Raw genomic sequence first — 21,565 nt, 5'->3', positions numbered from 1 at the left:
AGCCAATCAATGCGACCCTGGTCGCCCCGTTCCAGGTAAGCGTGCAGGAAGAAGTCAAGGTCAGCGGTACCGCCATCGTCGGTGTTGCATCGACCGGCGTGCTGGCCGGTGCGGTGCTCATGCGCGGGTTCGTCGTGCCCGGCGAGAACTCGTCGGTGTGCTTGACGGTACGTTCGCGCGACGGCGTGTATTTCTCGCGCAGTGGATTCGAAGTGCCGGGTGGCCTGCCTGCCGGAGCCACGGGCATCGTCCTCTCGCTCGATCGCACGAAGCATCAGGCGTTGCGGCAGGGCTACCATGCCGACGACGGCGCCGCCGTTGGCACCGCTGGCGGCTTCTGGCACATTGGCCGGCGCGGCCGCGGCCGCGGGGGCCGGTTGGGGGCTGGCGACATGCGAAGCATGGTGTTCTTCCTGTTGTTCGCGCTTTCGAGTGCGCTAGCCGATGACGCCATCGATGCCGTCGTGGGCACGCCTGTGGATGCGCGCGTGGCTGCCTGCACGGCAATCGAGGAGACTGATCCGTCGCGCGCGATCGCGCTGGCCGATCGCGTACTCGGCGAAACGCCTGCACCGGAGGGTGCGCTCCGTGCCGAGGCACTGTCCTGTCGTGGCTGGGCACACGCTGCCCTGAACCAGCGCGATGATGCGCAACGCGATGCGCATGAACTGCGCGCGCTCGTGCCGGCCCTGGAGGTGGCCGCCGATCGCGTGCGCCTGCTGCGTCGTGCCGGCGTGGTCCTGCACCGCAGCGGCGACCGCCTGGGTGCGGTCGACTGCTACGCCAGTGCACTCGGCGACGCCGAGGCGCATGGGCTGGAAGCCGAACGCATCCCGATCCTGGTCAACCTCGGCGTGATGTATTCCGAGGCCGAGGAGAGCGAGCGTGCGCGCGCCAGCTACCAGCAGGCGTTGGTCTTGATGGCGCGGTTGGGCGAGTACCAGCACGAGGCCGCCACGCGTTTCAACCTCGGTCTCATGCTCAACGAGCAGCGCCAGCATGCCGAGGCCATTCCGCACCTGCGTCGCGCGCTTCAGCTGGCCAGTGAAACGAGCGGCAGCAGTGCTGCGCGTCAGGCCATCAAGGCCAAGATCGGGTTGGTCCGTGCCTTGCAGATGACCGGCGATGTCGCAGGTGCCCAGCGCCTGGCCGACGAGATCCTGGCGCTCGATCCGGGTGAGGTCGATGCCGGGATGCGTCAGCAGATCCGCATGCTCGAAGCCGAACGCCGCGAACTCGCCGGTGACATCCGGGGCGCACTCGACCTGTGGGAGAGCATCGACACGGGAGTGCTCAACGAGTTGAGCCAATGGAATGTCATGCTCGAAAAGGCCAACCTGCTGGAGCAGCTGGGCCGGTATCCCGAGGCGATCGCCATGTTGCGCCGGGCCGCGACAATGCGGGAGGCACAGCTGCGCAATCAGAATCACGAGCGCCTGGCCGCACTCGAATCGCATCTGCGTGATCGCGAGCAGCGCATGGAGCTGCAGCGTTTGCAGGTGGAGACACGTGAACGCGAGCGCGATATGCATGCCAGCCAGCGCATGACGATCGCGTTGGCCGGTTTGACCGTGATGCTGTTCATCACCGGCTTGGCCGTGCTGCTCGGGCAGCGGCGCATGAACCGCCGCCTGTACCAGGCCAGCCGCACCGATCCACTGACCAGCTTGGCCAATCGCCGCGCGATGGCCGAGCACCTGCGCAGGCTGAGCCAGGAAGCAACCGCGACGGCACTGCTGCTGGTCGACATCGACCACTTCAAGCGCATCAACGACGAGTATGGCCACGACATCGGCGACGAGATACTGGTCATCTTCGGCGAACGCCTGCGCGGACGTGCCGGGCCCGGTTCGCTGGTCGCGCGCTGGGGCGGCGAGGAGTTCCTCGTCGTGCTGCCGGACACGGATGTCGATACGGCCTGCGCCGTGGCCGACCGCCTGCGCGACGCATTGGCTCGCCCTGTCGATACCGAGCGTGGCTCGATCGTCGCACGCGCCTCGATCGGCATCGCCAACCTGCCGTTGCCCGGCATGCACGGCATGGATGCCTGGCATGCATCGCTGCAACTCGCCGACAACGCGCTCTACCTGGCCAAACGTTCGGGCCGTGATGCACGCGTGTGCTACTGGATCGACAAAGAGGTCCCGGAATGGCCCGGTGAACGCCTCGCCGCCGAGCCCACCCTGGCGCGCTCGCTCGGCCTGATCACGCCGTTGGCCTCGCGCCCGTTGCGCGACCCGCTGGTCGCCGTCGGCGGGTGATGCGGGTCGGGTTGCGCATTTGCTGAAAGCCGCTGCGGGCGCGCATTCCGGGCACGACGCTCGTGCGCAGCGGCGATTGCACCCGCGGTGCACTCCCGCGGCGACATGATGGCCTCGATGCAACGACGGCCGGAACGATCAAACGCCATGCCGCAGGGACCCGACGTCCAGCCGTGCCCGCGAGTGTCTGCATGCGGGCAGGCCCGAAGGTCATCAGGTGTCACCCCGGGGCAAGGGTTCGATCGGGAAGTGGACCGCGGTATGGGGATACCCGCCCTGGGCCAGTGCGCGACTGACGAACACGACGAAGCGACCGACCTGCGAATTCGGGTTGCCCCCGAGCAGCGGGGCAACGTCGTCTACGCCGGTGCGGACGCGCATGTCCACGGTAAGGTCTCGGACAAAGTCTTCGTCCTCCTGCCCCACGAAGCGAAGCTCTCCGTTCCGCCAGGCATGGTGCGGAATTTGTCCCCCGGGATTGCCGCCATCGGCTTGCTGCGTGCCGGAGGGCTGGAGAGTCCAGAAGCCGGTGCTCGGCCACTGGGTACCGAAATCGATCACCGATGCAGGGGTGCCGCGGCAAGCAACGCGGAAACAGCCAATGCGCAACGGATGGGCATGACCCACTCCTTGGCTTCGATACGGGCGGTTGCGGACCCCTGGAGACATGCAATCGTGGCGACGAAAGTCGTCGCATGTCCGGTTCGACGACCCGTCGACGATCGACGAGGAGGCGGGCACCCTGCTGCCGAACCGATGGCGATCGCGGTTGCGCAGGCGGATACTGTGCAGATGAAAACCTTCCTCGTCCTCGCCTTCCTCGCCCTCGGCAGCGCATCCGCGCAGGCCGCGGAACCCGAAACCGCCGCCGCGCGCACGATCGTGCTCGTGCGCCACGGCCACTACGCGGCCGACCCGTCGATCGATGAGAAGATCGGGCCGGGGTTGTCGCCGATCGGGGTTGCCCAGGCGCGCCTCGCTGGCGGTCGCCTGGCTGGCTGGCTTGCGCCGTTCGATGCGCGCTACGTCAGTCCGATGCAGCGTGCCCGCGATACCGCCGCGAGCATCGGCGTCGCCGCACCGCTGCCGGCCTGGGAAGTCGTCGACGATCTCGCCGAATGCACGCCGGCGACGCGACGCAAGGAGGTCATGAACAAGACCACGCCGGAGGAACGCGCGAGCTGCGAGGCCGCGCTCGAGCGTGTGTTCGCGAAGCATTTCGTGCCGGCACGCGGCGCCCCGCGCAGCGACCTCTTCGTCTGCCACGGCAACGTGATCCGTTACCTCATCACGCGCGCGCTCGGTGTCGACAGCAAGGCCTGGCTGGAAATGTCGGTCGGTCATGCCAGCATCACGCGTATCCGCGTCGAGGCCGACGGTCGCTTCAAGGTGCTCTCGATCGGTGATGTCGGCCATCTGCCGCCGAACCTTGCCACTGGCGCCACCGGCGATGGCGACCGCAGTCTGGCCGTGCCGGAGCTGCCGCTGCGGTAGGAGCCCCTGAAGGGGCTCCTGCCGGGGGCTCCGATGATGACCGACGTCGTGGCGAAGACCCCGGTCAGCGGCATCCGGCGGCAATGACCTCTGGCCATATCGGCAGGATTCGGCGATGGGCATACTGGGATGATGCGGTGCGTCGATGCAGCGCTGGTCGGTTGCGGCGGGCAACCGGGCCCGCTATTATTGTACTGTTCGGTACTGAAATAGATGAATGAATCGCATGGAACCCGCGCGCAAGCCCAACCTCGGCGCAAGTCCGACCTCGACCCGAAAGTCCTTTCATCCTGATCCGCATTTCGTGGCCCTGGCACTTGCCTTGCTGCTGGCGGGTTGCGCGGTCGGCCCGGATTTCCGCGCGCCTGCCGCACCGGCGACCGACACGATCATTGCCCTGCCGGCAGAAACCGTCGCCGCCGACGTGCCGACCGGCGACGCACAGCGCTTCCTCGCCGGCCGGCCGGTTCCGGCGCAATGGTGGCGGTTCTTCGCCAATGCCGAACTCGACCGTCGGGTCGAGCGCGCGCTTGCACACAGCCCGACGGTCGCCTCGGCGCAGGCCGCGCTGCGTCAGGCGCAGGAAGGCGTCAACGCCGCACGCGGTCCGCTGTTGCCATCGCTCGACGCCGGCATCGGCGCGACGCGCCAGAACGGTCTCGCTGCCGGCCAGCCCGGGGCTTCCCCGTTCACCGTCCACCATGCCTCGGCCAGTGTCGGCTATACCCTGGACCTGTTCGGTGGCGTGCGTCGTGGCATCGAAGCGCAGTCGGCGCTGGCCGATCTCGCCGCGTATCAGCTCGAAGGCACGTATCTCAGCCTTGCCGCCAACGTGGCGACGACGAGTTTCCTCGAAGCCTCGCTGCGCGAGCAGATCGCCGCGACCGCGGAGATCGTGGAGGTCTACCGCCGCCAGTACGATCTCGTCGCCAGACAGAACGAGATCGGCGCCAAGTCGCAGGCCGACGTGCTGCTGGCGCAAAGCCAGGTCGCCACGGCCAGCGCACAGCTGCCGGCGCTGCGCAAGGCGCTCGCGCAGACGCAGACCCAGCTCGCCGTCTACGTCGGCGCATTGCCGAGCGAGGCCGAATTCGCCGCGCTCGATCTGGATGAGATCAGCCTGCCGCAGGACATCCCGCTGAGCCTGCCTTCGACCCTGGTGCGCGAGCGTCCGGACATCCGCATCGCCGAGGCACAGCTGCATCAGGCCAGTGCCCAGGTTGGCATCGCCACGGCGAACCTGTTCCCGACGATCACGCTGTCGGGGAGCTACGGCTCACAGGCGGCGCGCAGCGGCGACCTGTTCGGCAGTGGCAGCGAAGCCTGGAGCCTCGGCCTCAATCTGTTGCAGCCGGTTTTCCGCGGTGGGTCGCTGCGTGCACAGAAACGTGCCGCCGAAGCAGGCCTCGAGCGCGCCGCGGCCGACTACCGCACGACCGTGTTGACCGCATTCCAGAATGTCGCCGACAGCCTGCGCGCGCTCGAACTCGATGCCGAAGGTTTGCGCGCCCAGGCCGCAGCCGTCGAGGCGACCGCGGCCAGCCTGGCGCTGGTCGACGTGCAGTTCCGTGAGGGTGCGGCGAGCCAGTTGCAGGTGCTCGACGCGACCCGCCAGTACCAGCAGGCCCGCATCGCCCTGATCCAGGCGCGCGCGGCGCGCCTCACCGACACCGCCGCGCTGTACGCCGCTCTCGGCGGCGGCTGGCGCGGTGACCCGAATTCCACGACGGCGACGGTCGTCGATACCGCATCGAACTGAAGGAGAACGGCGCATGCAAACGCGCGCTTACGACAACAAGCCGAGCACGGCCAAACGCATGATCATCATGCTCCTGGCGGTCCTGTTGCTGATCGGCGCAATCGCCGGATTCCAGTGGTTTTCCATCTCGCGGATGATGGCCAACATGCCGCCGCCGCCGGCACCGACCGTGACCACGACCAAGGTCGTCTACGAGGCCTGGCAGCCGGCGCAATCCAGCGTCGGCACGCTGCGAGCCGTGCGCGGCGCCGACCTCGCCTTCGATGTCGCCGGCGTGGTCAGCAAGGTCAACCTCGTCTCCGGAGACGAGGTGAAGCAAGGCCAGGTGCTCGTGCAACTGCGCGACGACGACGATGTCGCCGCACTGCGTCAGGCGGAAGCCGCCGCGGCGCTGGCCAAGGTCACCTACGACCGTGCCAAGCGCCAGCTCGAAGTCAAGGCGATCAGCCAGGCTGACCACGACAATGCCGCTGCCGACCTCAAGGCACGCCAGGCGACCGTGCAGCAGCATCTGGCCCTGGTTGCCAAGAAGCAGCTGCGCGCGCCGTTCGACGGCCGGGCCGGCATCGTCACCCTGAGTCCGGGCACCTACGTCAATGCCGGCATGTCCATCGTCACCGTACAGCAGCTCGATCCGGTCTTCGTCGATTTCGCGGTACCGCAACGCGATCTTGGCAAGCTGCGCAAGGGTCAGCGTGTCACCCTGCGCCTGGATGCCTACGGCGACCGCGTGTTCGAAGGCGTGCTCAGCGCGATCGATCCGAAGGTGGACGGTGACACCCGCAATGCACGCATCGAGGCTTCGGTGGACAACGCCGACGGCGCGCTGGTGCCTGGCATGTTCGCCAATGTCAGCGTCGAAGTCGGCGAGCAGGACCGCCAGCTCACCCTGCCGCAGAGCGCGATCACCTTCAATCCGTATGGCGAGACGGTGTTCGTGGTCAAGCCACCGGCGCAAGCCAATGGTGCGGACGGGCAGCCGGCCAAACCGGTCGCCCAGCAGGTGTTCGTCACCACCGGCGCCACGCGCGGCGATCAGATCGCCGTGCTGAGCGGCCTCGACGAAGGCACCGAGGTCGTGACCAGCGGCCAGCTCAAGCTCAAGAACGGCACCTTGCTGACGATCGACAACAGCAAGCCGCCGAAGAACGACGCGGCACCGGACGTGCAGGAACAATGAGGGCAGCGCCGCGACGAAGGTCGCGGCTGCCGCGCCGCAAGGCAAGCACGCGCGCTGTGCGCGGCCTGCCTGGGCAATCAAGGAATCCACGATGAAATTCTCCGACCTGTTCATCAAGAAGCCCGTGCTGGCGATCGTCGTCGCGCTGCTGATCCTCGTGCTCGGCCTGCGCTCGGTGACCGACCTCACCGTGCGCCAGTACCCGAAGACCGAGAACGCCGTGGTCACTGTGACCACGACCTACTACGGCGCCGATGCGCAGACCGTCGCCGGCTTCATTACCCAACCACTGGAAGCGGCGATCGCGCAGGCGCAGGGCATCGACTACCTGTCCTCGTCGAGCACCACCGGCGCCTCGGTGATCACCGCCACCCTGCAGCTCAACTACGACTCCAATCGCGCACTGACCGAAATCCAGACCCAGATCAGTTCGGTCAGCAACCAGTTGCCGCCGCAGGCGCAGCAACCGGTCATCACCGTGCAGGTCGGTCAGAGCACGGCGTCGATGTACATCGGCTTCTACAGCGACACGCTGCCATCGAACAACATCACCGACTACGTGGTGCGCGTGGTCAAGCCCAGGCTCGACGCGATCGATGGCGTGCAGACCGCCGAACTGCTCGGTGGCCGCCAGTTCGCCCTGCGCGCCTGGCTCGATCCGGTGCGCCTTGCAGCACACGGGGTCACCGCCGCCGATGTGTACGCGGCGATGTCGGCGAACAACTACCTCACTGCGGTCGGCGCGACCAAGGGCCAGACCGTCACCGTGGCGCTCACCGCCGCAACCGATCTCCACTCGGTCGGCGAGTTCCGCAAGCTCGTGGTCAAGCAGAAGGACGGCGCGCTGGTACGCCTCGAGGACGTCGCCAACGTCGTGCTCGGCGCCGAGGACTACGACTCGGCCGTCGCCTTCGACGGCAATCAGTCGGTATTCCTCGGCATCAAGACCTCGCCGGATGCCAACATCCTCGATGTCGCCGAACGCGTGCGCAACGCCTTCCCCGAGATCCGGGCGCAACTGCCGGCCGGCATCACCGGCCAGATCGCCTACGATGCCACCGACTTCATCAACACTTCGATCGAGGAGGTCGTCAAGACGCTGATCGAGGCGCTGGTCATCGTCACCCTGGTGATCTTCCTGTTCATGGGCAGCTTCCGCGCGGTCATCATTCCGGTGATCGCGATGCCGCTGTCGCTGATCGGCGCGTTTTTCGTGATGCTGCTGCTCGGCTACACGATCAACCTGATCACCCTGCTCGCCCTCGTGCTCGCCATCGGCCTGGTCGTCGACGACGCGATCATCGTGGTCGAGAACATCGATCGCCACATCAAGGAAGAAGGCAAGACGCCATTCCAGGCCGCGATCGTCGCCGCGCGGGAACTGACCGGCCCGATCATCGCAATGACCATCGTGCTGGTTGCCGTGTACGTGCCGATCGGTTTCCAGGGCGGCCTGACCGGTGCGCTGTTCACCGAGTTTGCCTTCACCCTGGCCGGTGCGGTGACCGTGTCGGCGATCATTGCACTTGCGCTGTCACCGATGCTCGGCTCACGTTTCCTCAGGAGCGAACACGGCGGCAACCGCTTCGTCGACTTCATCGACCGCCGCTTCGACCGCCTGCATGCGGGCTATGAGCGGCGCCTGAAGAACTCGTTGCGCACCTGGGTCGTGCCGGTGGTCATGGGCCTGATCCTGCTTGCGGTAACGCCACTGCTGTTCATGACTTCGAAGGCCGAGCTGGCACCCGAGGAGGATCAGGGCATCGTGCTGGGCATGGCCACCGCCGCACCGAACGCCTCGCCGGCGCAGGTGCACGAGTACCTCGGTGACATGCACACCATCGCCAAGACCGTGCCCGAGGTCCAGCAGACCTTCCAGTTCACCGGTTTCTCCGGACCGAACTCCGTGTTCACCGGCGCCAAGCTCAAGCCGTGGTCGGAGCGTTCGCGCAACGCCAACGCGATCCAACAGGAACTGCAGCAGAAGTGGGCTGGCATCGCCGGCGTCAACACGGCGGCCTTCCAGTTCCCGCCGCTGCCCGGCGCGTCCGGCCTGCCGGTCGAGGTCGTCATGTCGACCACCGAGCCGTTCGAGAACCTCTACGAAGTCGCCCAGGCCGTACTCGAGCGCCTGCAGTCCAGTGGCAAGTTCTGGTTCGTCGACATGAACCTCAAGCTCGACAAGCCGCAGAGCACGGTCGAGGTCGATCGCGACATGATCGCGGCACTCGGCATGACCCAGCAGGATGTCGGCTCCGCGCTCGGTTCGGCGCTCGGTGGCGGCTACGTCAACTATTTCTCCATCGCCGGGCGTTCGTACAAGGTGATCCCGCAGGTGCTGCAGCAGGATCGCCTCAATCCGGATCAGGTGCTCGACAACTACATCCGCACGCCGTCCGGCGCGGTGATCCCGGCCTCGACCGTGGCGACGATCCGCAACCAGGTGGTGCCGCAGTCGCTGACCCGATTCCAGCAGCTCAATTCGGTCACCTTCAGTGGTGTGGCCAGTTCGCAGGGCGAGGCGATCGGCTTCGTGCGCGACACCATCCAGGAACTCGCCCCGACCGGGTACAACGTCGACTATTCCGGTCAGGCACGCCAGTTCATGACCGAAAGCGGCGGCTTTGCCCTGACCCTGCTGTTCGCCGTGATCATCGTCTATCTCGCCCTGGCCGCGCAGTTCAACAGCCTGCGTGACCCGATCGTGATCCTCGTCTCGGTGCCGATGGCGTTGTTCGGCGCGCTGGTGTTCATCAACGTGTTGCCCACGATCGTCAGCAACCAGTGGATCTCCACGCGCTGGTCGACCTCGATCAACATCTACACCCAGGTTGGCCTGGTCACCCTGATGGGCCTGATCTCCAAGCACGGCATCCTGATCGTCGAGTTCGCCAACGAGCTGCAGCGGGCCGGCAAGACCAAGCTCGAAGCGATCGTGCAGGCCGCCGCGACGCGCCTGCGACCGATCCTGATGACCACCGCGGCGATGGTGCTCGGCGTCGTTCCGCTGGTCATCGCCAGCGGTGCCGGCGCGGCTGGTCGCTTCAACATGGGCCTCGTCATCGCCACCGGTCTGACCATCGGCACGTTGTTCACCCTGTTCGTCGTGCCGGCCTTCTACATGCTGCTTGCCGAGGATCATCACGGCGAGGCGAAGAAGCGCCTCGAAGACGCTGGCAGCGACGCCGTGCCGGCATGAGGCGGCGCGTGGGCGGCGCGAGACCGGGCATGGTCAGGAGCGAGGCGTCCGCCGTTGGCGATGCGAGGGTGGTCCTGCTGCACAGGCAGGTCGGCGCGCCGGTAACGGCGCTTCCGACGTGGATGATCGGGTGGCGGACAGGGCCGCGCGGTCTGCCGCGTCGAGCGTGGCGGTGCAGCACATCACGGCGACGGCCATGCGCCCGGACGGGCGCCGCATCGTTGCCGGATCGCCGCGTTCCGTCCCTCATGCGCACACCACGCGGTGGTCAGATCGCGTAGTACATCTGGTATTCGAGCGGGTGGGTCGAGGCGCGGAAGCGAGTGACCTCCTGCATCTTCAGTTCAATGTAGCCGTCGATGAAGTCGTCGGAAAACACGCCGCCGGCCTTGAGGAAGTCACGGTCACGGTCGAGCGCCTCGAGAGCCTGGTCGAGTGAGTGGCAGACGGTCGGGATCTGCTTCTCCTCCTCGGGCGGCAGGTCGTAGAGATCCTTGTCCGACGGCGCACCCGGGTCAATCTTGTTGAGGATGCCATCGAGGCCGGCCATCAGCAGTGCGGCAAAGGTCAGATAGCCGCTGTTGACCGGATCAGGGAAGCGGATCTCGATGCGGCGTGCCTTTGGACTGTGCACGAACGGAATGCGGCAGCTCGCCGAACGGTTGCGCGCCGAATAAGCCAGCATGACCGGCGCCTCGAAGCCCGGCACGAGGCGCTTGTAGCTGTTGGTCGTCGAGTTGGTGAAGGCGTTGATCGCGCGGGCATGCTTGAAGATGCCGCCGATGTACCAGAGCGCGGTCTGCGAGAGGCCGCCGTAAAGATCGCCGGCGAACAGGTTGACCCCGCCCTTGGCCAGCGACTGGTGCACGTGCATGCCAGAGCCGTTGTCGCCGACCAGCGGCTTCGGCATGAAGTTGACGGTCTTGCCGTACTGGTGGGCGACGTTGCGGATCACGTACTTCATCGTGATCAGCTCGTCGGCCTTCTTCACCAGCGTGTTGAAGCGCGTACCGATCTCGCACTGGCCGGCAGTGGCGACCTCGTGATGATGTACTTCGACGACCTGGCCGAGCTGTTCGAGCACCTTGCACATCTCGCCGCGCAGGTCCTGGAACGAATCCACCGGCGGCACCGGGAAATAGCCGCCCTTCACGCCGGGGCGATGGCCGCTGTTGCCGCCCTCGACACGGTCGCGCGAGGACCATGCGGCCTCCTCGGACTCGACCTCGAAGAACACGCGGCCCATGTCGTTCTGCCAGCGCACCGAATCGAAGATGAAGAACTCGGGCTCCGGGCCGAAGAACGCCGTGTCGGCGATGCCGGTGGACTTGAGATAGGCCTCGGCGCGCTTGGCCAACGAGCGCGGATCACGCGAATAGGCCTGCATCGTGTGCGGTTCGAGTACGTCGCAGGACAGCACCAGGGTGGGGTCGGCCATGAACGGGTCGATCAGCGCGGTCGACGGATCCGGCATCAGCACCATGTCGGACTCGGCGATGCCTTTCCAGCCGGCGATCGACGAGCCATCGAACATCTTGCCGTCCTCGAAGAATGCCTCGTCGAGGGTGTGCGCCGGGAACGTCACGTGGTGCTGCTTGCCAAGCATGTCGGTGAAACGCAAGTCGACGAAACGGACGTTTTCGTCCTTGACCAACTGGAGGACAGCGGAAACGGACATGGGGGAAGCCTCGCGGAATGGACGGACGGGGCGCGGATGCCCCGACGGGGGCGCGATTGTGGCATCGACGCATGACCGTTCCAATGCGCGCCGCGCAGGCGCAGGCGTTCTCGCCTATGCTTCGCGCCGGCTTTTCGCGGAAGCACCCCGTGCCCGATTTCCTCGTCGTCATCCTGCTCGGCCTGGTCGAAGGCCTGACCGAGTTCCTGCCGATCTCGAGCACCGGCCACCTGCTGGTCGCCCAACACTGGCTCGGCCAGCGCTCGGAAACCTTCACCATCGTCATCCAGGCCGGCGCAATTCTTGCCGTCACCCTGGTCTACCGGCAGCGCTTGTGGGCACTGCTCACGCGTTGGCGCGAGCCCGCCAACCGCGATTATCTCGCCAAGATCGGACTCGCCTTCGCCATCACCGCCGTGCTCGGCTACACGGTCAAGAAACTCGGTTTCACCCTGCCCGATGCGGTCACGCCGGTTGCCCTGGCCCTGATCATCGGGGGTTTCTGGATCCTGGCCGCCGAGCGCATCGCGAAGTCGCGCCCGCCCGGCACGGCGATCACCTGGAAGGTGGCGATCCTGGTCGGCCTTGCCCAGATCGTCGCGGCGATCTTCCCCGGCACCTCGCGCTCGGCGGCAACGATCTTCACCGCCTTGCTCGCCGGTGCCAACGACCGTCCGGCCGCCACCGAGTTCGCCTTCCTCGTCGGCATCCCGACGATGTTCGCCGCCAGCGGCTACGAAATCCTCAAGCAGTTGTCCGTCGGCGCACACGAGGACTGGGGCGCACTCGTGCTCGGCTTCACCAGCGCGACCGTGACCGGCTTCGTCGCCGTGCGCTGGCTGCTCGGCTACATCAAGCGCCACAGCTACACGCCGTTTGCGATCTATCGCATCGTGTTCGGGGTGGTGTTGCTGTTGATCGTGCCGACGGGCGGGTGAAACGGCGGCCTCAGAGGCCGTGGATGCCGGCGCGGCTGCGCAGCAGTTCGGCGAGCACGTCCGGTGCGTAGTCGAACGAATCGTAGTAGAGCCGGTCGTCGGGGAGGTTCGCCTGCACGAACAGGCGGCGTCCCGCGTCGATCAGCGCGGGCGGACCGCTCATGTAGACGTCGAAGACGGACAGGTCGGGATGATCCTCGAGCACGGCCTCGTGGACGAAGCCGCTGCGCAGGCCGTTGGCGCAAGCAGCGTCGCTGATGACTGGTTCGAAACGGAACGTGGCAGTCTCCCGCTGCCAGCGTTCGGGCAGGGCACGCAGGTAGAGCTCGTCGGCCGCACGCGCGCCCCAGTACAGCGTGATCGGCCGGCGTGAGCCGAGATGCAGGAAGTGTTCGACCAAGGCCTTGACCGGAGCGAAGCCGGTACCACCAGCGACCATCAGGATCGGCCGTTCGCGGTCCTCGCGCGGCACGAAGGTACCCAGCGGACCTTCGACGCGCAGACTGTCGCCGACCGCCATTGATCCGAACACGTGGCTGGTGAATCCACCGCCGGCAACGCGGCGCACGTGCAGCTCGATCGCATCGTCGTCATGCGGCGCATTGGCGATCGAGAACGCACGCCGCCGGCCGTCGTCGAGCAGCACGTCGAGGTACTGGCCGGGCAGGCGGCGCATGCGTTCACCGCGCACGCCAAGCAGGCGCAGGCGTGCAACGTCTGCGCCGAGCAGCACCTTGTCGACGAGGCGCAGGGTCATCACGCGCTTCGGGATGTCGGCGACCGAGGCGACTTCGCGCGCGGCGATGACGAGGTCGCCGCGGGGCACGGCCTGGCAGAGCAGGATCTGGTGCTTCGCCTTTTCACTGGCGTCGAGCGCGACCGGCGGGTTGAACGGATAGGCGCACTCGCCCTCGACGAGTGTCGCCTTGCAACTGCCACAGACGCCGGACTGGCACGAGTACGGCAGCGCGATCCCGGCGCGTTGGGCGGCGGCGAGGATCGATTCGTCGGCACGCACGGTGAAGCTGCGGCCGCTCGCGGCAAGGGTGACGGTATGGATCACAGGCACATCCGCGGGAAAGAGGTGATTGTGCCGAAAGCGCGGCGGCGCGTGCAGTCCGCGCTATATTGCGCGCCCCACTGCAGTCGAGGTGACGATGTCCCTATGGAGCCAGGCGATCGATCTCGATCGCATCAATGCGAGCCGTAGCGGCACGCTGGTCGAGCATCTCGACATCCGCGTCACCGAAGTCGGCGACGACTGGCTGCGCGGCACCATGCCGGTCGATGCGCGCACGCACCAGCCGTTCGGCCTGCTGCATGGCGGTGCCTCGGTGGCGCTTGCCGAAACACTGGGTAGCATGGCCGCCAACCTTACCCTTGACATCTCGCGCGAGATGGCGGTCGGTCTCGACATCAACGCCAACCACGTGCGCGCGGTGACCGAAGGTCTCGTCACCGGCACCGCCCGCGCGCTGCATCTCGGACGCTCGACCCAGGTCTGGGAAATCCGCATCGAGGACGAACAGCAACGGCTCGTCTGCATCTCGCGCCTGACCATGGCCGTGGTGCCGCGCAAGGCCTGAGCGCCGCGCGACGATGAAGAAGCAGGCCTGCAGCGCCGCACCCTACGCGCGACTCGATCCCGACACCGTTCTCGACGCGGTCGCCGCGGTCGGCTTCGAACCGGACGGTCGTCTGCTCGCACTCGGCAGCTACGAGAACCGCGTCTACCAGGTCGGCATCGAGGATGCGCGCCCGCTGGTCGCCAAGTTCTACCGGCCCGGCCGTTGGAGCGATGCGGCGATCGACGAGGAGCATGGGTTCGCTCACGAACTCGCCGAGGCGGAGCTGCCGATGGTCGCACCGCTGCTCGTCGATGGTTGCAGCCTGTTCGTGCACGAGGGATTCCGCTACGCGCTGTATCCGCGCCAGGGCGGTCGTGCACCCGAACTGGAGTCGGCTGATCACTTGGCCTGGATGGGCCGACTGCTCGCGCGCCTGCACGCGGTTGGCGCACGCCGCGCGTTCACGGCACGGCCGGCGATCGACGTCGACGGCTTCGTGCGGGATGCCGCACGCAAGGTGTTCGCCTCCAACCTCGTGCCGCCGATGCTGGAAGGCCGCTACCAGCGTCTTGTCGCCGATCTCGCCGACATGCTCGATGCACGCTTCGCTGCGGTCGGTCCGGTCGCGCGCCTGCGCCTGCACGGCGACTGCCATCTCGGCAACGTGCTGTGGACCGATGCCGGGCCGCATTTCGTCGATCTCGACGACGCACGCATGGGCCCGGCCGTGCAGGACCTGTGGATGCTCGCGCCGACCCGCGAGGCACTCGACGCCCTGCTCGAGGGCTATGCCGAATTCCGTGATTTCGACGCGACTGAACTTGCTCTGATCGAACCGCTGCGCCTGATGCGCCAGGTGCACTGGGCCGGCTGGGTCGCCGCGCGCTGGCCCGATCCCGCGTTCCCGCAGGCCTTCCCGCAGGTCGGCGAGGCGCGCTGGTGGGAGCAGCATTGCAACGACCTCGCCGAGGCGCTGGCGCTGGATTGAAATCGGCGCCATTCCCGTGCGAACAGAGGCGCACCCGGTGCGCGACTCGCATGCATGTGCCACGAATGCCGGAACTACGGTTCTTCCTCGAACCGCATCGCCAGCGAATTCAAGCAATAGCGCAGCCCGGTCGGCAACGGTCCGTCCGGGAAAACATGGCCGAGGTGGCCGTCGCAGCGTGCACAGCGGATCTCGGTGCGGATCATGCCGTGGCTGGTGTCGCGGATCTCGCGGATGTGCTGCAGGTCGAACGGTCGGAAGAAACTCGGCCAGCCGCTGCCGGAGTCGAACTTGGCATCGGAGCGGAACAACGGCAGTGCACACAGGCGGCAGGTGTAGGTGCCGTCGCGATGGTTGTCGAGGAGACCGCCGCAGAACGGTCGCTCGGTGCCGTGGTCGAGGATGACGCGGCGTTCCTCGGGGCTCAGTGCGGCGGCAAGGCGTTCGACCTCGCCGGCATCGAGTGGGGTGATGTCGTGGCCGCTGGCGGATGTGGTCACTTGGCGTTTCCGTGGCTGTGCTCTGGTTCGTCGGATCGCGACTGAAGTCGCTCCCGCAAAATCAAAGCCCTGCGGGAGCGACTTCAGTCGCGATCGGCCTTGATTGAAGCGCCCTTGAGCTTGTCGGCGTACTTCTCGCGCAGCTTGGCGACCTTGGGCAGGGCGACCGCTGCGATGTAGCCCTGTTCGGGGTGCAGCTCGGCGTAGTTGTGATGATAGGCCTCGGCGACGTGGAAGGTGTCCAGCGGCACCACCTCGGTGACGATCGGTGCGTGGAACACGCCGGCGCTGTCGAGCTGGCGGATGTAGGCTTCGGCGACGTCCTTCTGCGCGGCGTCGACGTGGAAGATCGCCGAGCGGTACTGGCGACCGCGGTCCTCGCCCTGGCGGTCCTTCTGGGTCGGATCATGGGCCACCGAGAAGAACACCTTGAGCAACTGGCCATAACTGATGCGCCGAGGGTCGAAGCGGATCGAGACCACCTCGGCATGATTCGTCGTGCCGCTGCACACGGTCTTGTAGTCGGCATTGTGCGCGCCATCGCCGCTGTAGCCCGGCAGTACCTCGACGACACCGTCGAGTTCCCTGAATACCGCCTCGACGCACCAGAAGCAGCCGCCGGCGAGCACGGCGAGTTGGGCACCGCCGGCAGAGGCCGGATCGATGTCGCGCTCGGGATTCGGAAAGGCGCCGCGCGCGATCGCGAGGTTGGCGCCGGGAAGGTCACAGACGAGGCTCATGCACCGATCCGGTCGGAAGGATGGTGCATTGATGCACCCGTAGCCAGCGCATTTCAAGGGATGCCCTGATCAACCCCGGCATAGGGAATCAAAAGGTTGGGGCCGTCCTGTGCGGGCGCAGCTCGGCGTTGCGCCGGCTCGACGGACGACCAGCCTGCCTTCGCCGTCGCGCCTTGATCTGCGCCCGCACAGGACGGTGACGCCGTCGTGGGATTGATCAGGACATCCCCGGCCGATTGTGCAGGCGCCTTTGCGTTTTCCTTGCATCCTGACGGAACGTCTTGATACGCCAGGACGGCACACTAGGCCACCGCCGATCGCATCCGATCGCACCTGAGGGTGCCCCTACGAGCATTGATTGCGCAGGAGCGTGGTCAGACGCGATCGGGTTCGAACGGAGTGAATGCATCCGCCGGGTGCACACCGTGTTCCATCCATGGCCAGCCAGGATCGACCATGCACATACGTACACAACGCCTCGTCCGCAGCGCGATCCTCGTCGTCGTCGCAATTGCCCTCGCCCTGTTGGCCAAGGCATGGCTGTTCCCGGCCAAGGCCGAGGCGAGCCATGTCAGCGCGCCAGTGACGCTGGCCGACATCGAGGACACCGTGATCGCCACCGGCGAGCTCGAGGCGCGCAACCTCGTCAGCGTCGGCGCGCAGGTGTCCGGGCGCGTGGTCTCGCTCAAGGTCGATGTCGGCGACGTCGTCAGCGCCGGCCAGCTCATCGCCGAGATCGATTCGCTGCCGCAGCAGAACACGCTGCGCAACGCCGAGGCGGCGATGCAGACCACGCAGGCGCAGCGCGTGGCGCGCGCTGCGGCGTTGCGTCAGGCCGAACTGGCCTTCAAGCGCCAGCAGGACATGATGGTCGAGGAGGCCACCTCGCGCGCCGAGTACGAGGCCGCCGAGGCCGCGCTGGCGACCACGCGCGCGGACGTCGCTGCACTCGATGCCCAGTTGGCGCAGGCGCGGATCCAGGTCGACACCGCGCGCCTCAACCTCGGCTACACCAAGATCACCGCGCCGATCGACGGCACCATCGTCGCCGTCGTCACCAAGGAGGGGCAGACGGTCAATGCCAACCAGTCTGCACCGACCATCGTCAAGCTTGCCCAGCTCGACACGTTGACCGTGAAGGCACAGATTTCCGAGGCCGACGTACCCAAGGTCAAGGCCGGACAGAAGGTCTGGTTCACCATCCTCGGCGAGCCGGACCGGCGCTACTACGCCGAGTTGCGTGCGGTCGAGCCGGCACCGGAATCGATCGCCAGCGAATCGTCCGCCTCGTCCGCGTCGAGCAGTTCGTCGACGGCGATCTACTACAACGGCCTGTTCGATGTGCCGAACCCGGAAGGGCGCCTGCGCATCGCCATGACCGCACAGGTCAACATCGTGTTGGCCGAGGCGAAGGATGCACTGGTGGTGCCGTCCTCGGCGCTTGGCGCGCCGCAGCGAGATGAGAGCCAGGCGCAGCACACGCCGCGTGCCGGTGGTGAAGGCGTCGCTCCGCAAACCGCCGGCGGCCCGCAACGCGCACGTGGCGGCAGTGACGCGATGCCGCGACGGCCGCGCGGCGACGCCGCCAACGGCGGCCTGCGCAGCGTGCGCGTGCTCAAACCCGATGGCAGTGTCGAGACGCGCAATGTGCGCGTCGGCATCAACAACAACGTCAACGCACAGATCCTCGAAGGCGTCCAGGAAGGCGAGCGCGTGGTCACCGGCACGGCAAGCGCGGCGGCGTCGGCGGCAGCGCGTCAGCCGGGCGTGCGCATGCGTCCACCGATGGGCTTCTGAACGTGACCACGCCGCTGCTCCAGGTCCGTGGCCTGCGCCGGGAGTACCCGGCCGGCGACCAGACTCTCGTCGTCCTGCGCGATGTCGACCTCGACATCGCCGCCGGCGAGTTCGTCGCCATCGTCGGCGCTTCCGGTTCCGGCAAGTCGACCCTGATGAACATCCTCGGCTGCCTCGATCGTCCGACCGCCGGCAGCTATCGCGTGGCCGGCCGCGAGACCGGCAGCCTCGATCCCGACGAGCTCGCCGAGCTGCGTCGCGAGCATTTCGGCTTCGTCTTCCAGCGCTACCATCTGCTCCCCGACCTGAGCGCGCTCGGCAACGTCGAGACACCGGCGATCTACGCCGGCAAGGATGCAGGCGCGCGACGTGAACGCGCGCGTTCCCTACTCACCCGCCTCGGTCTCGCCGAGCGCCTCGGCCACAAGCCGGGTCAGCTCTCCGGCGGTCAGCAGCAGCGCGTCTCGATCGCGCGGGCGCTGATGAACGGCGGCGAGGTCATCCTCGCCGACGAACCGACCGGCGCGCTCGACAGCGCCAGCGGTGCCGAGATGCTCGCCTTGCTGAAGGAACTGCACGGCGAGGGCCACACGATCATCCTGGTCACTCACGATGCGAACGTCGCCGCACATGCGCGGCGCGTGATCGAGATCAGCGATGGCGTGATCGTCGCCGACCGGCGCACGGAGAGCGAGGCCGCGCCAGTGCCACGCGCAGCGGCGAAGGCCGGCGCGCAGGGCTGGCGCGCTGCCTGGGATCGCTTCGCCGAGGCCTTCCGCATGGCCGTTCTGGCGATGGCCGCGCACCGTCTGCGCACGTTCCTGACCATGCTCGGCATCATCATCGGTATCGCCTCGGTGGTGTCCGTGGTCGCCCTCGGCGAAGGTTCACGCCAGCGCATCCTCACCGACATCAGTTCGATCGGCACCAACATCATCGACATCTATCCGGGTGCAGGCTTCGGCGACATGCGTTCGGCACGCGTGCGCACACTGGTGCCGGCCGATGCCGACGTGCTGGCTCAGCAGGACTATGTCGACAGCGTCACCCCCGGCGTGTCCTCGGGCGTGGCCTTGCGCTACGGCAACGTCTCGGTCAACGCGCAGGTCGCCGGTGTCGGCGAGCAGTACTTCCGCGTGCGCGGTGTCGAGATCGACGAGGGCGTGGCCTTCGATGCCGATGCCGTGCGCCGCCAGTCGCAGGATGTCGTGATCGATCCGAACACGCGCGCCAAGCTGTTCCCGAACGGCGCCGAGGCCATCGGCCAGGTCATCCTGCTCGGCAACGTGCCCTGCCGCATCATCGGCGTGACCAGAAAGAAGGACTCCGCCTTCGGCAGCAGCGAAAACCTCAATGTATTCGTGCCGTACACGACGGCGATGAGTCGCCTGCTCGGGCAGTCGTACCTGCGCAACATCACCGTGCGCGTCAGCGACGAGGTGTCGATGGCTGCGGCCGAGCAGGCGATCACGCAACTGCTGACGCAGCGCCACGGCCGCCAGGACTTCTTCGTCTCCAACATCGACAGCGTGCGCCAGACCGTCGAGCAGACCACGCAGACGATGACCCTGCTGGTGTCTTCGATCGCGCTGATCTCGCTGGTGGTTGGCGGCATCGGTGTGATGAACATCATGCTGGTCTCGGTCACGGAGCGCACGCGCGAGATTGGCGTGCGCATGGCCGTCGGCGCACGCCAGAGCGACATCCTGCAGCAGTTCCTGATCGAAGCCGTGCTGGTCTGCCTCTTCGGCGGCCTGCTCGGCGTGCTGCTCGCAGTCGCCATCGGCAGCGTGTTCGCGCGCGTCGGCGGCAACTTCCAGATGGTTTATTCCGTCACCTCGATGGTCGTTGCGTTCGCCTGTTCGACGCTGATCGGCGTGGTGTTCGGCTTCCTGCCGGCGCGCAGTGCGGCCCGGCTCGATCCTGTCGAGGCACTGGCGCGCGAATGAATGTGATGAAGATCAAGGCCGTCCTTTCCACTGCCGTGCTCGTCGGTCTCGCCGGTTGTTCGGCGATCGTGCGCACACCATACGAGCGCCCCGCCATCGTCATGCCGGTGCAATGGGATGTGGTGGCGCCGGTCGCCGAGGAGCGCGCCGGCGACCGCTGGTGGACGCGTTTCGACGACGCCGAACTCGACCGCGTGGTCGAGGCCGCGCTTGCCGCCAACAACAATCTCGCCGCGGCAGCGATCCGTGCGCGTCGCGCGCAGTTGCAGGCCGGGCTCGCCGCGACCGCACTGATTCCGTCGTTTAATGCCGGACTCAACGCCAATGCCAGCCGCGATCTCGACGATGGCGGCCCGACAGCGCGCTCGAACTCGGCTTCGATCGGCGCGAGCTACGTGGTCGACCTGTGGGGCCGGCTCGGCAGCCAGCGCGACGCTGCCCGCTGGGAAGCGCTCGCCAGCGAACAGGATCTCGCCAGCGCACGCCTTGCCTTGATCGGCACCAGCACCGGCCTGTACTGGCAGCTCGCCTATCTCAACCAGCGCATCGCCGCCAGCGAAGCGAGCATCGCCTATGCAGAACGCACGCTCGCGCTGGTGCGCACGCAGTTCGCCGCCGGCGCGGTCTCGCGCCTCGAACTCAGCGATGCCGAGCAGAGCCTGGTCAGCCAGCGTGCCGCCCATGTGCAGCTCGTGCAGCAGCGCAGCGAAACAGGCAATGCCTTCGCGATCCTGTTCGATGCACCGCCTGGCACGACCATCGCCGATCCGCAGCGCCTTGATACACGCGAGCCACCGGCGATCGCCGCCGGCTTGCCGGCCGACCTGCTTGGCGGTCGTCCGGACCTGCGCGCGGCCGAACTGCGCCTGCGCGCGACCCTGGCCGGTGTCGATGCCACGCGTGCGAGCTGGTATCCGTCGCTCAGCCTCACTGCCGGTGTCGGTTCGTCGAGCACCTCGCTCGCCGACGTGCTGAAGAACCCGATCGGCACGCTCGGCGCCGGCCTTTCGCTGCCTTTCCTCGACATCAAGCAGCGTCGCCTCGACATCGCCGTGGCAGAGGCGCAGTACGAGGAAGCGGTGGTTGGCTTCCGCCAGACCTTGTATCAAGCGCTCGCCGACACCGCCAATGCGCTTGCCGCGCGCGAGGCGCTGGGTGCGCGCGCGGCCCTGCTGGCCGAATCCCTCGACGCCGCGCGCACTTCCGAGCGCCTCAACGAGGTGCGCTACAAGGCTGGCGCGGTGGCCCTGCGTGGCTGGCTCGACGCACAGGAACGCCGTCGTTCGGCCGAGATTGCCTTCGCCGAAGTGCAGCTCGCCCGACTCAATGCCCAGGTCGTGCTGTACCAGGCGCTCGGCGGCGACGCGACCGTGCCGTGAGCACGGGCGGCGGCGCCGTTCCTGGTGCCGCTGGCCACGTGGTCGAAGAGGGCATCGACGCGTGCGTGGCCGCTGCACTCGAACAAGGGCGCAACCGCGCCATCGACCCCGGCACGTCGGTGTTCCGTGCGGTAT

At 67.1% G+C, this 21,565-nt stretch carries 16 protein-coding genes; 11 read left to right on the top strand and 5 right to left on the bottom strand.

Annotated features, from left to right (window positions below; all coding sequences use genetic code 11):
• The first annotated feature begins 41 nt into the window (after positions 1–41).
• On the top strand, positions 42–2,261 hold the full coding sequence (locus KF907_RS03575; protein WP_291218264.1) for a GGDEF domain-containing protein: 2,220 nt from the start codon (positions 42–44) through the stop codon (positions 2,259–2,261).
• 213 nt (positions 2,262–2,474) lie between these two features.
• Here the strand turns inward: KF907_RS03575 and KF907_RS03570 are convergent, their stop codons facing one another.
• Positions 2,475–2,888 carry a hypothetical protein gene (locus tag KF907_RS03570; protein ID WP_291218262.1) on the bottom strand — a complete coding sequence of 138 codons (414 nt, stop codon included), beginning with the start codon at positions 2,886–2,888 and terminating at the stop codon, positions 2,475–2,477.
• A 165-nt stretch (positions 2,889–3,053) separates the two neighbouring features.
• Here KF907_RS03570 and KF907_RS03565 point away from each other — a divergent pair, with 165 nt between their 5' ends.
• The 4 genes from KF907_RS03565 (at position 3,054) to KF907_RS03550 (ending at position 9,893) form a co-directional block, all read left to right on the top strand.
• Positions 3,054–3,755, top strand: a complete 702-nt coding sequence (locus KF907_RS03565; protein WP_291218260.1) for a histidine phosphatase family protein — start codon at positions 3,054–3,056, stop codon at positions 3,753–3,755.
• Between the two features lie 217 nt (positions 3,756–3,972).
• Complete coding sequence (locus KF907_RS03560) at positions 3,973–5,514, top strand: efflux transporter outer membrane subunit (RefSeq protein WP_291218257.1); 1,542 nt, start codon at positions 3,973–3,975, stop codon at positions 5,512–5,514.
• A 13-nt stretch (positions 5,515–5,527) separates the two neighbouring features.
• A complete protein-coding gene (locus tag KF907_RS03555; protein WP_291218255.1) occupies positions 5,528–6,694 on the top strand; it encodes an efflux RND transporter periplasmic adaptor subunit in 1,167 nt (388 codons plus the stop codon).
• A gap of 91 nt (positions 6,695–6,785) precedes the next feature.
• A complete protein-coding gene (locus tag KF907_RS03550) occupies positions 6,786–9,893 on the top strand; it encodes an efflux RND transporter permease subunit (protein ID WP_291218253.1) in 3,108 nt (1,035 codons plus the stop codon).
• A gap of 268 nt (positions 9,894–10,161) precedes the next feature.
• Here the strand turns inward: KF907_RS03550 and glnA are convergent, their stop codons facing one another.
• Positions 10,162–11,571, bottom strand: coding sequence for a type I glutamate--ammonia ligase (gene glnA / locus KF907_RS03545; protein WP_291218250.1), 1,410 nt, complete (start codon positions 11,569–11,571; stop codon positions 10,162–10,164).
• Positions 11,572–11,720: 149 nt separating this feature from the next.
• On the opposite strand from glnA, the gene KF907_RS03540 reads away from it, so the two are divergent.
• Positions 11,721–12,509, top strand: a complete 789-nt coding sequence (locus KF907_RS03540; RefSeq protein WP_291218248.1) for an undecaprenyl-diphosphate phosphatase — start codon at positions 11,721–11,723, stop codon at positions 12,507–12,509.
• Between the two features lie 10 nt (positions 12,510–12,519).
• Here the strand turns inward: KF907_RS03540 and KF907_RS03535 are convergent, their stop codons facing one another.
• Positions 12,520–13,572 carry a 2Fe-2S iron-sulfur cluster-binding protein gene (locus tag KF907_RS03535; protein WP_343214750.1) on the bottom strand — a complete coding sequence of 351 codons (1,053 nt, stop codon included), beginning with the start codon at positions 13,570–13,572 and terminating at the stop codon, positions 12,520–12,522.
• A 94-nt stretch (positions 13,573–13,666) separates the two neighbouring features.
• On the opposite strand from KF907_RS03535, the gene KF907_RS03530 reads away from it, so the two are divergent.
• Both KF907_RS03530 and KF907_RS03525 read left to right on the top strand, forming a co-directional pair.
• Positions 13,667–14,095 carry a hotdog fold thioesterase gene (locus KF907_RS03530; RefSeq protein ID WP_291220236.1) on the top strand — a complete coding sequence of 143 codons (429 nt, stop codon included), beginning with the start codon at positions 13,667–13,669 and terminating at the stop codon, positions 14,093–14,095.
• Positions 14,096–14,108: 13 nt separating this feature from the next.
• On the top strand, positions 14,109–15,065 hold the full coding sequence (locus tag KF907_RS03525) for a serine/threonine protein kinase (protein ID WP_291218246.1): 957 nt from the start codon (positions 14,109–14,111) through the stop codon (positions 15,063–15,065).
• 74 nt (positions 15,066–15,139) lie between these two features.
• Here KF907_RS03525 and msrB read toward each other — a convergent pair whose 3' ends face one another.
• Both msrB and msrA read right to left on the bottom strand, forming a co-directional pair.
• Positions 15,140–15,565: a peptide-methionine (R)-S-oxide reductase MsrB gene (gene msrB, locus KF907_RS03520; RefSeq protein WP_291218244.1), complete on the bottom strand. Its 426-nt coding sequence runs from the start codon at positions 15,563–15,565 to the stop codon at positions 15,140–15,142.
• An 83-nt stretch (positions 15,566–15,648) separates the two neighbouring features.
• The gene (gene msrA, locus KF907_RS03515; RefSeq protein WP_291218242.1) at positions 15,649–16,305 is read right to left on the bottom strand and encodes a peptide-methionine (S)-S-oxide reductase MsrA; all 657 of its coding nucleotides are present in this window, start codon (positions 16,303–16,305) and stop codon (positions 15,649–15,651) included.
• Between the two features lie 456 nt (positions 16,306–16,761).
• Here msrA and KF907_RS03510 point away from each other — a divergent pair, with 456 nt between their 5' ends.
• The 3 genes from KF907_RS03510 to KF907_RS03500 are packed head-to-tail and all read left to right on the top strand — an operon-like array spanning position 16,762 to position 21,430.
• Positions 16,762–18,102 (top strand): efflux RND transporter periplasmic adaptor subunit, encoded by a 1,341-nt coding sequence (locus tag KF907_RS03510; RefSeq protein ID WP_291218240.1) that lies wholly within the window; start codon positions 16,762–16,764, stop codon positions 18,100–18,102.
• Positions 18,099–20,051, top strand: coding sequence for a MacB family efflux pump subunit (locus KF907_RS03505; RefSeq protein ID WP_291220234.1), 1,953 nt, complete (start codon positions 18,099–18,101; stop codon positions 20,049–20,051). Before KF907_RS03510 ends, KF907_RS03505 begins: the two co-directional genes overlap by 4 nt.
• Before the next feature lie 5 nt (positions 20,052–20,056).
• Positions 20,057–21,430, top strand: a complete 1,374-nt coding sequence (locus KF907_RS03500; RefSeq protein ID WP_291218238.1) for an efflux transporter outer membrane subunit — start codon at positions 20,057–20,059, stop codon at positions 21,428–21,430.
• The last annotated feature ends 135 nt before the right edge of the window (positions 21,431–21,565 follow it).

It is taken from the genome of Dokdonella sp., assembly GCF_019634775.1.
Taxonomy (GTDB): Bacteria; Pseudomonadota; Gammaproteobacteria; order Xanthomonadales; family Rhodanobacteraceae; genus Dokdonella.
The sequence above is the reverse complement of the archived record's forward strand: the minus strand, read 5'-3'. Positions and strand labels throughout refer to the sequence as shown.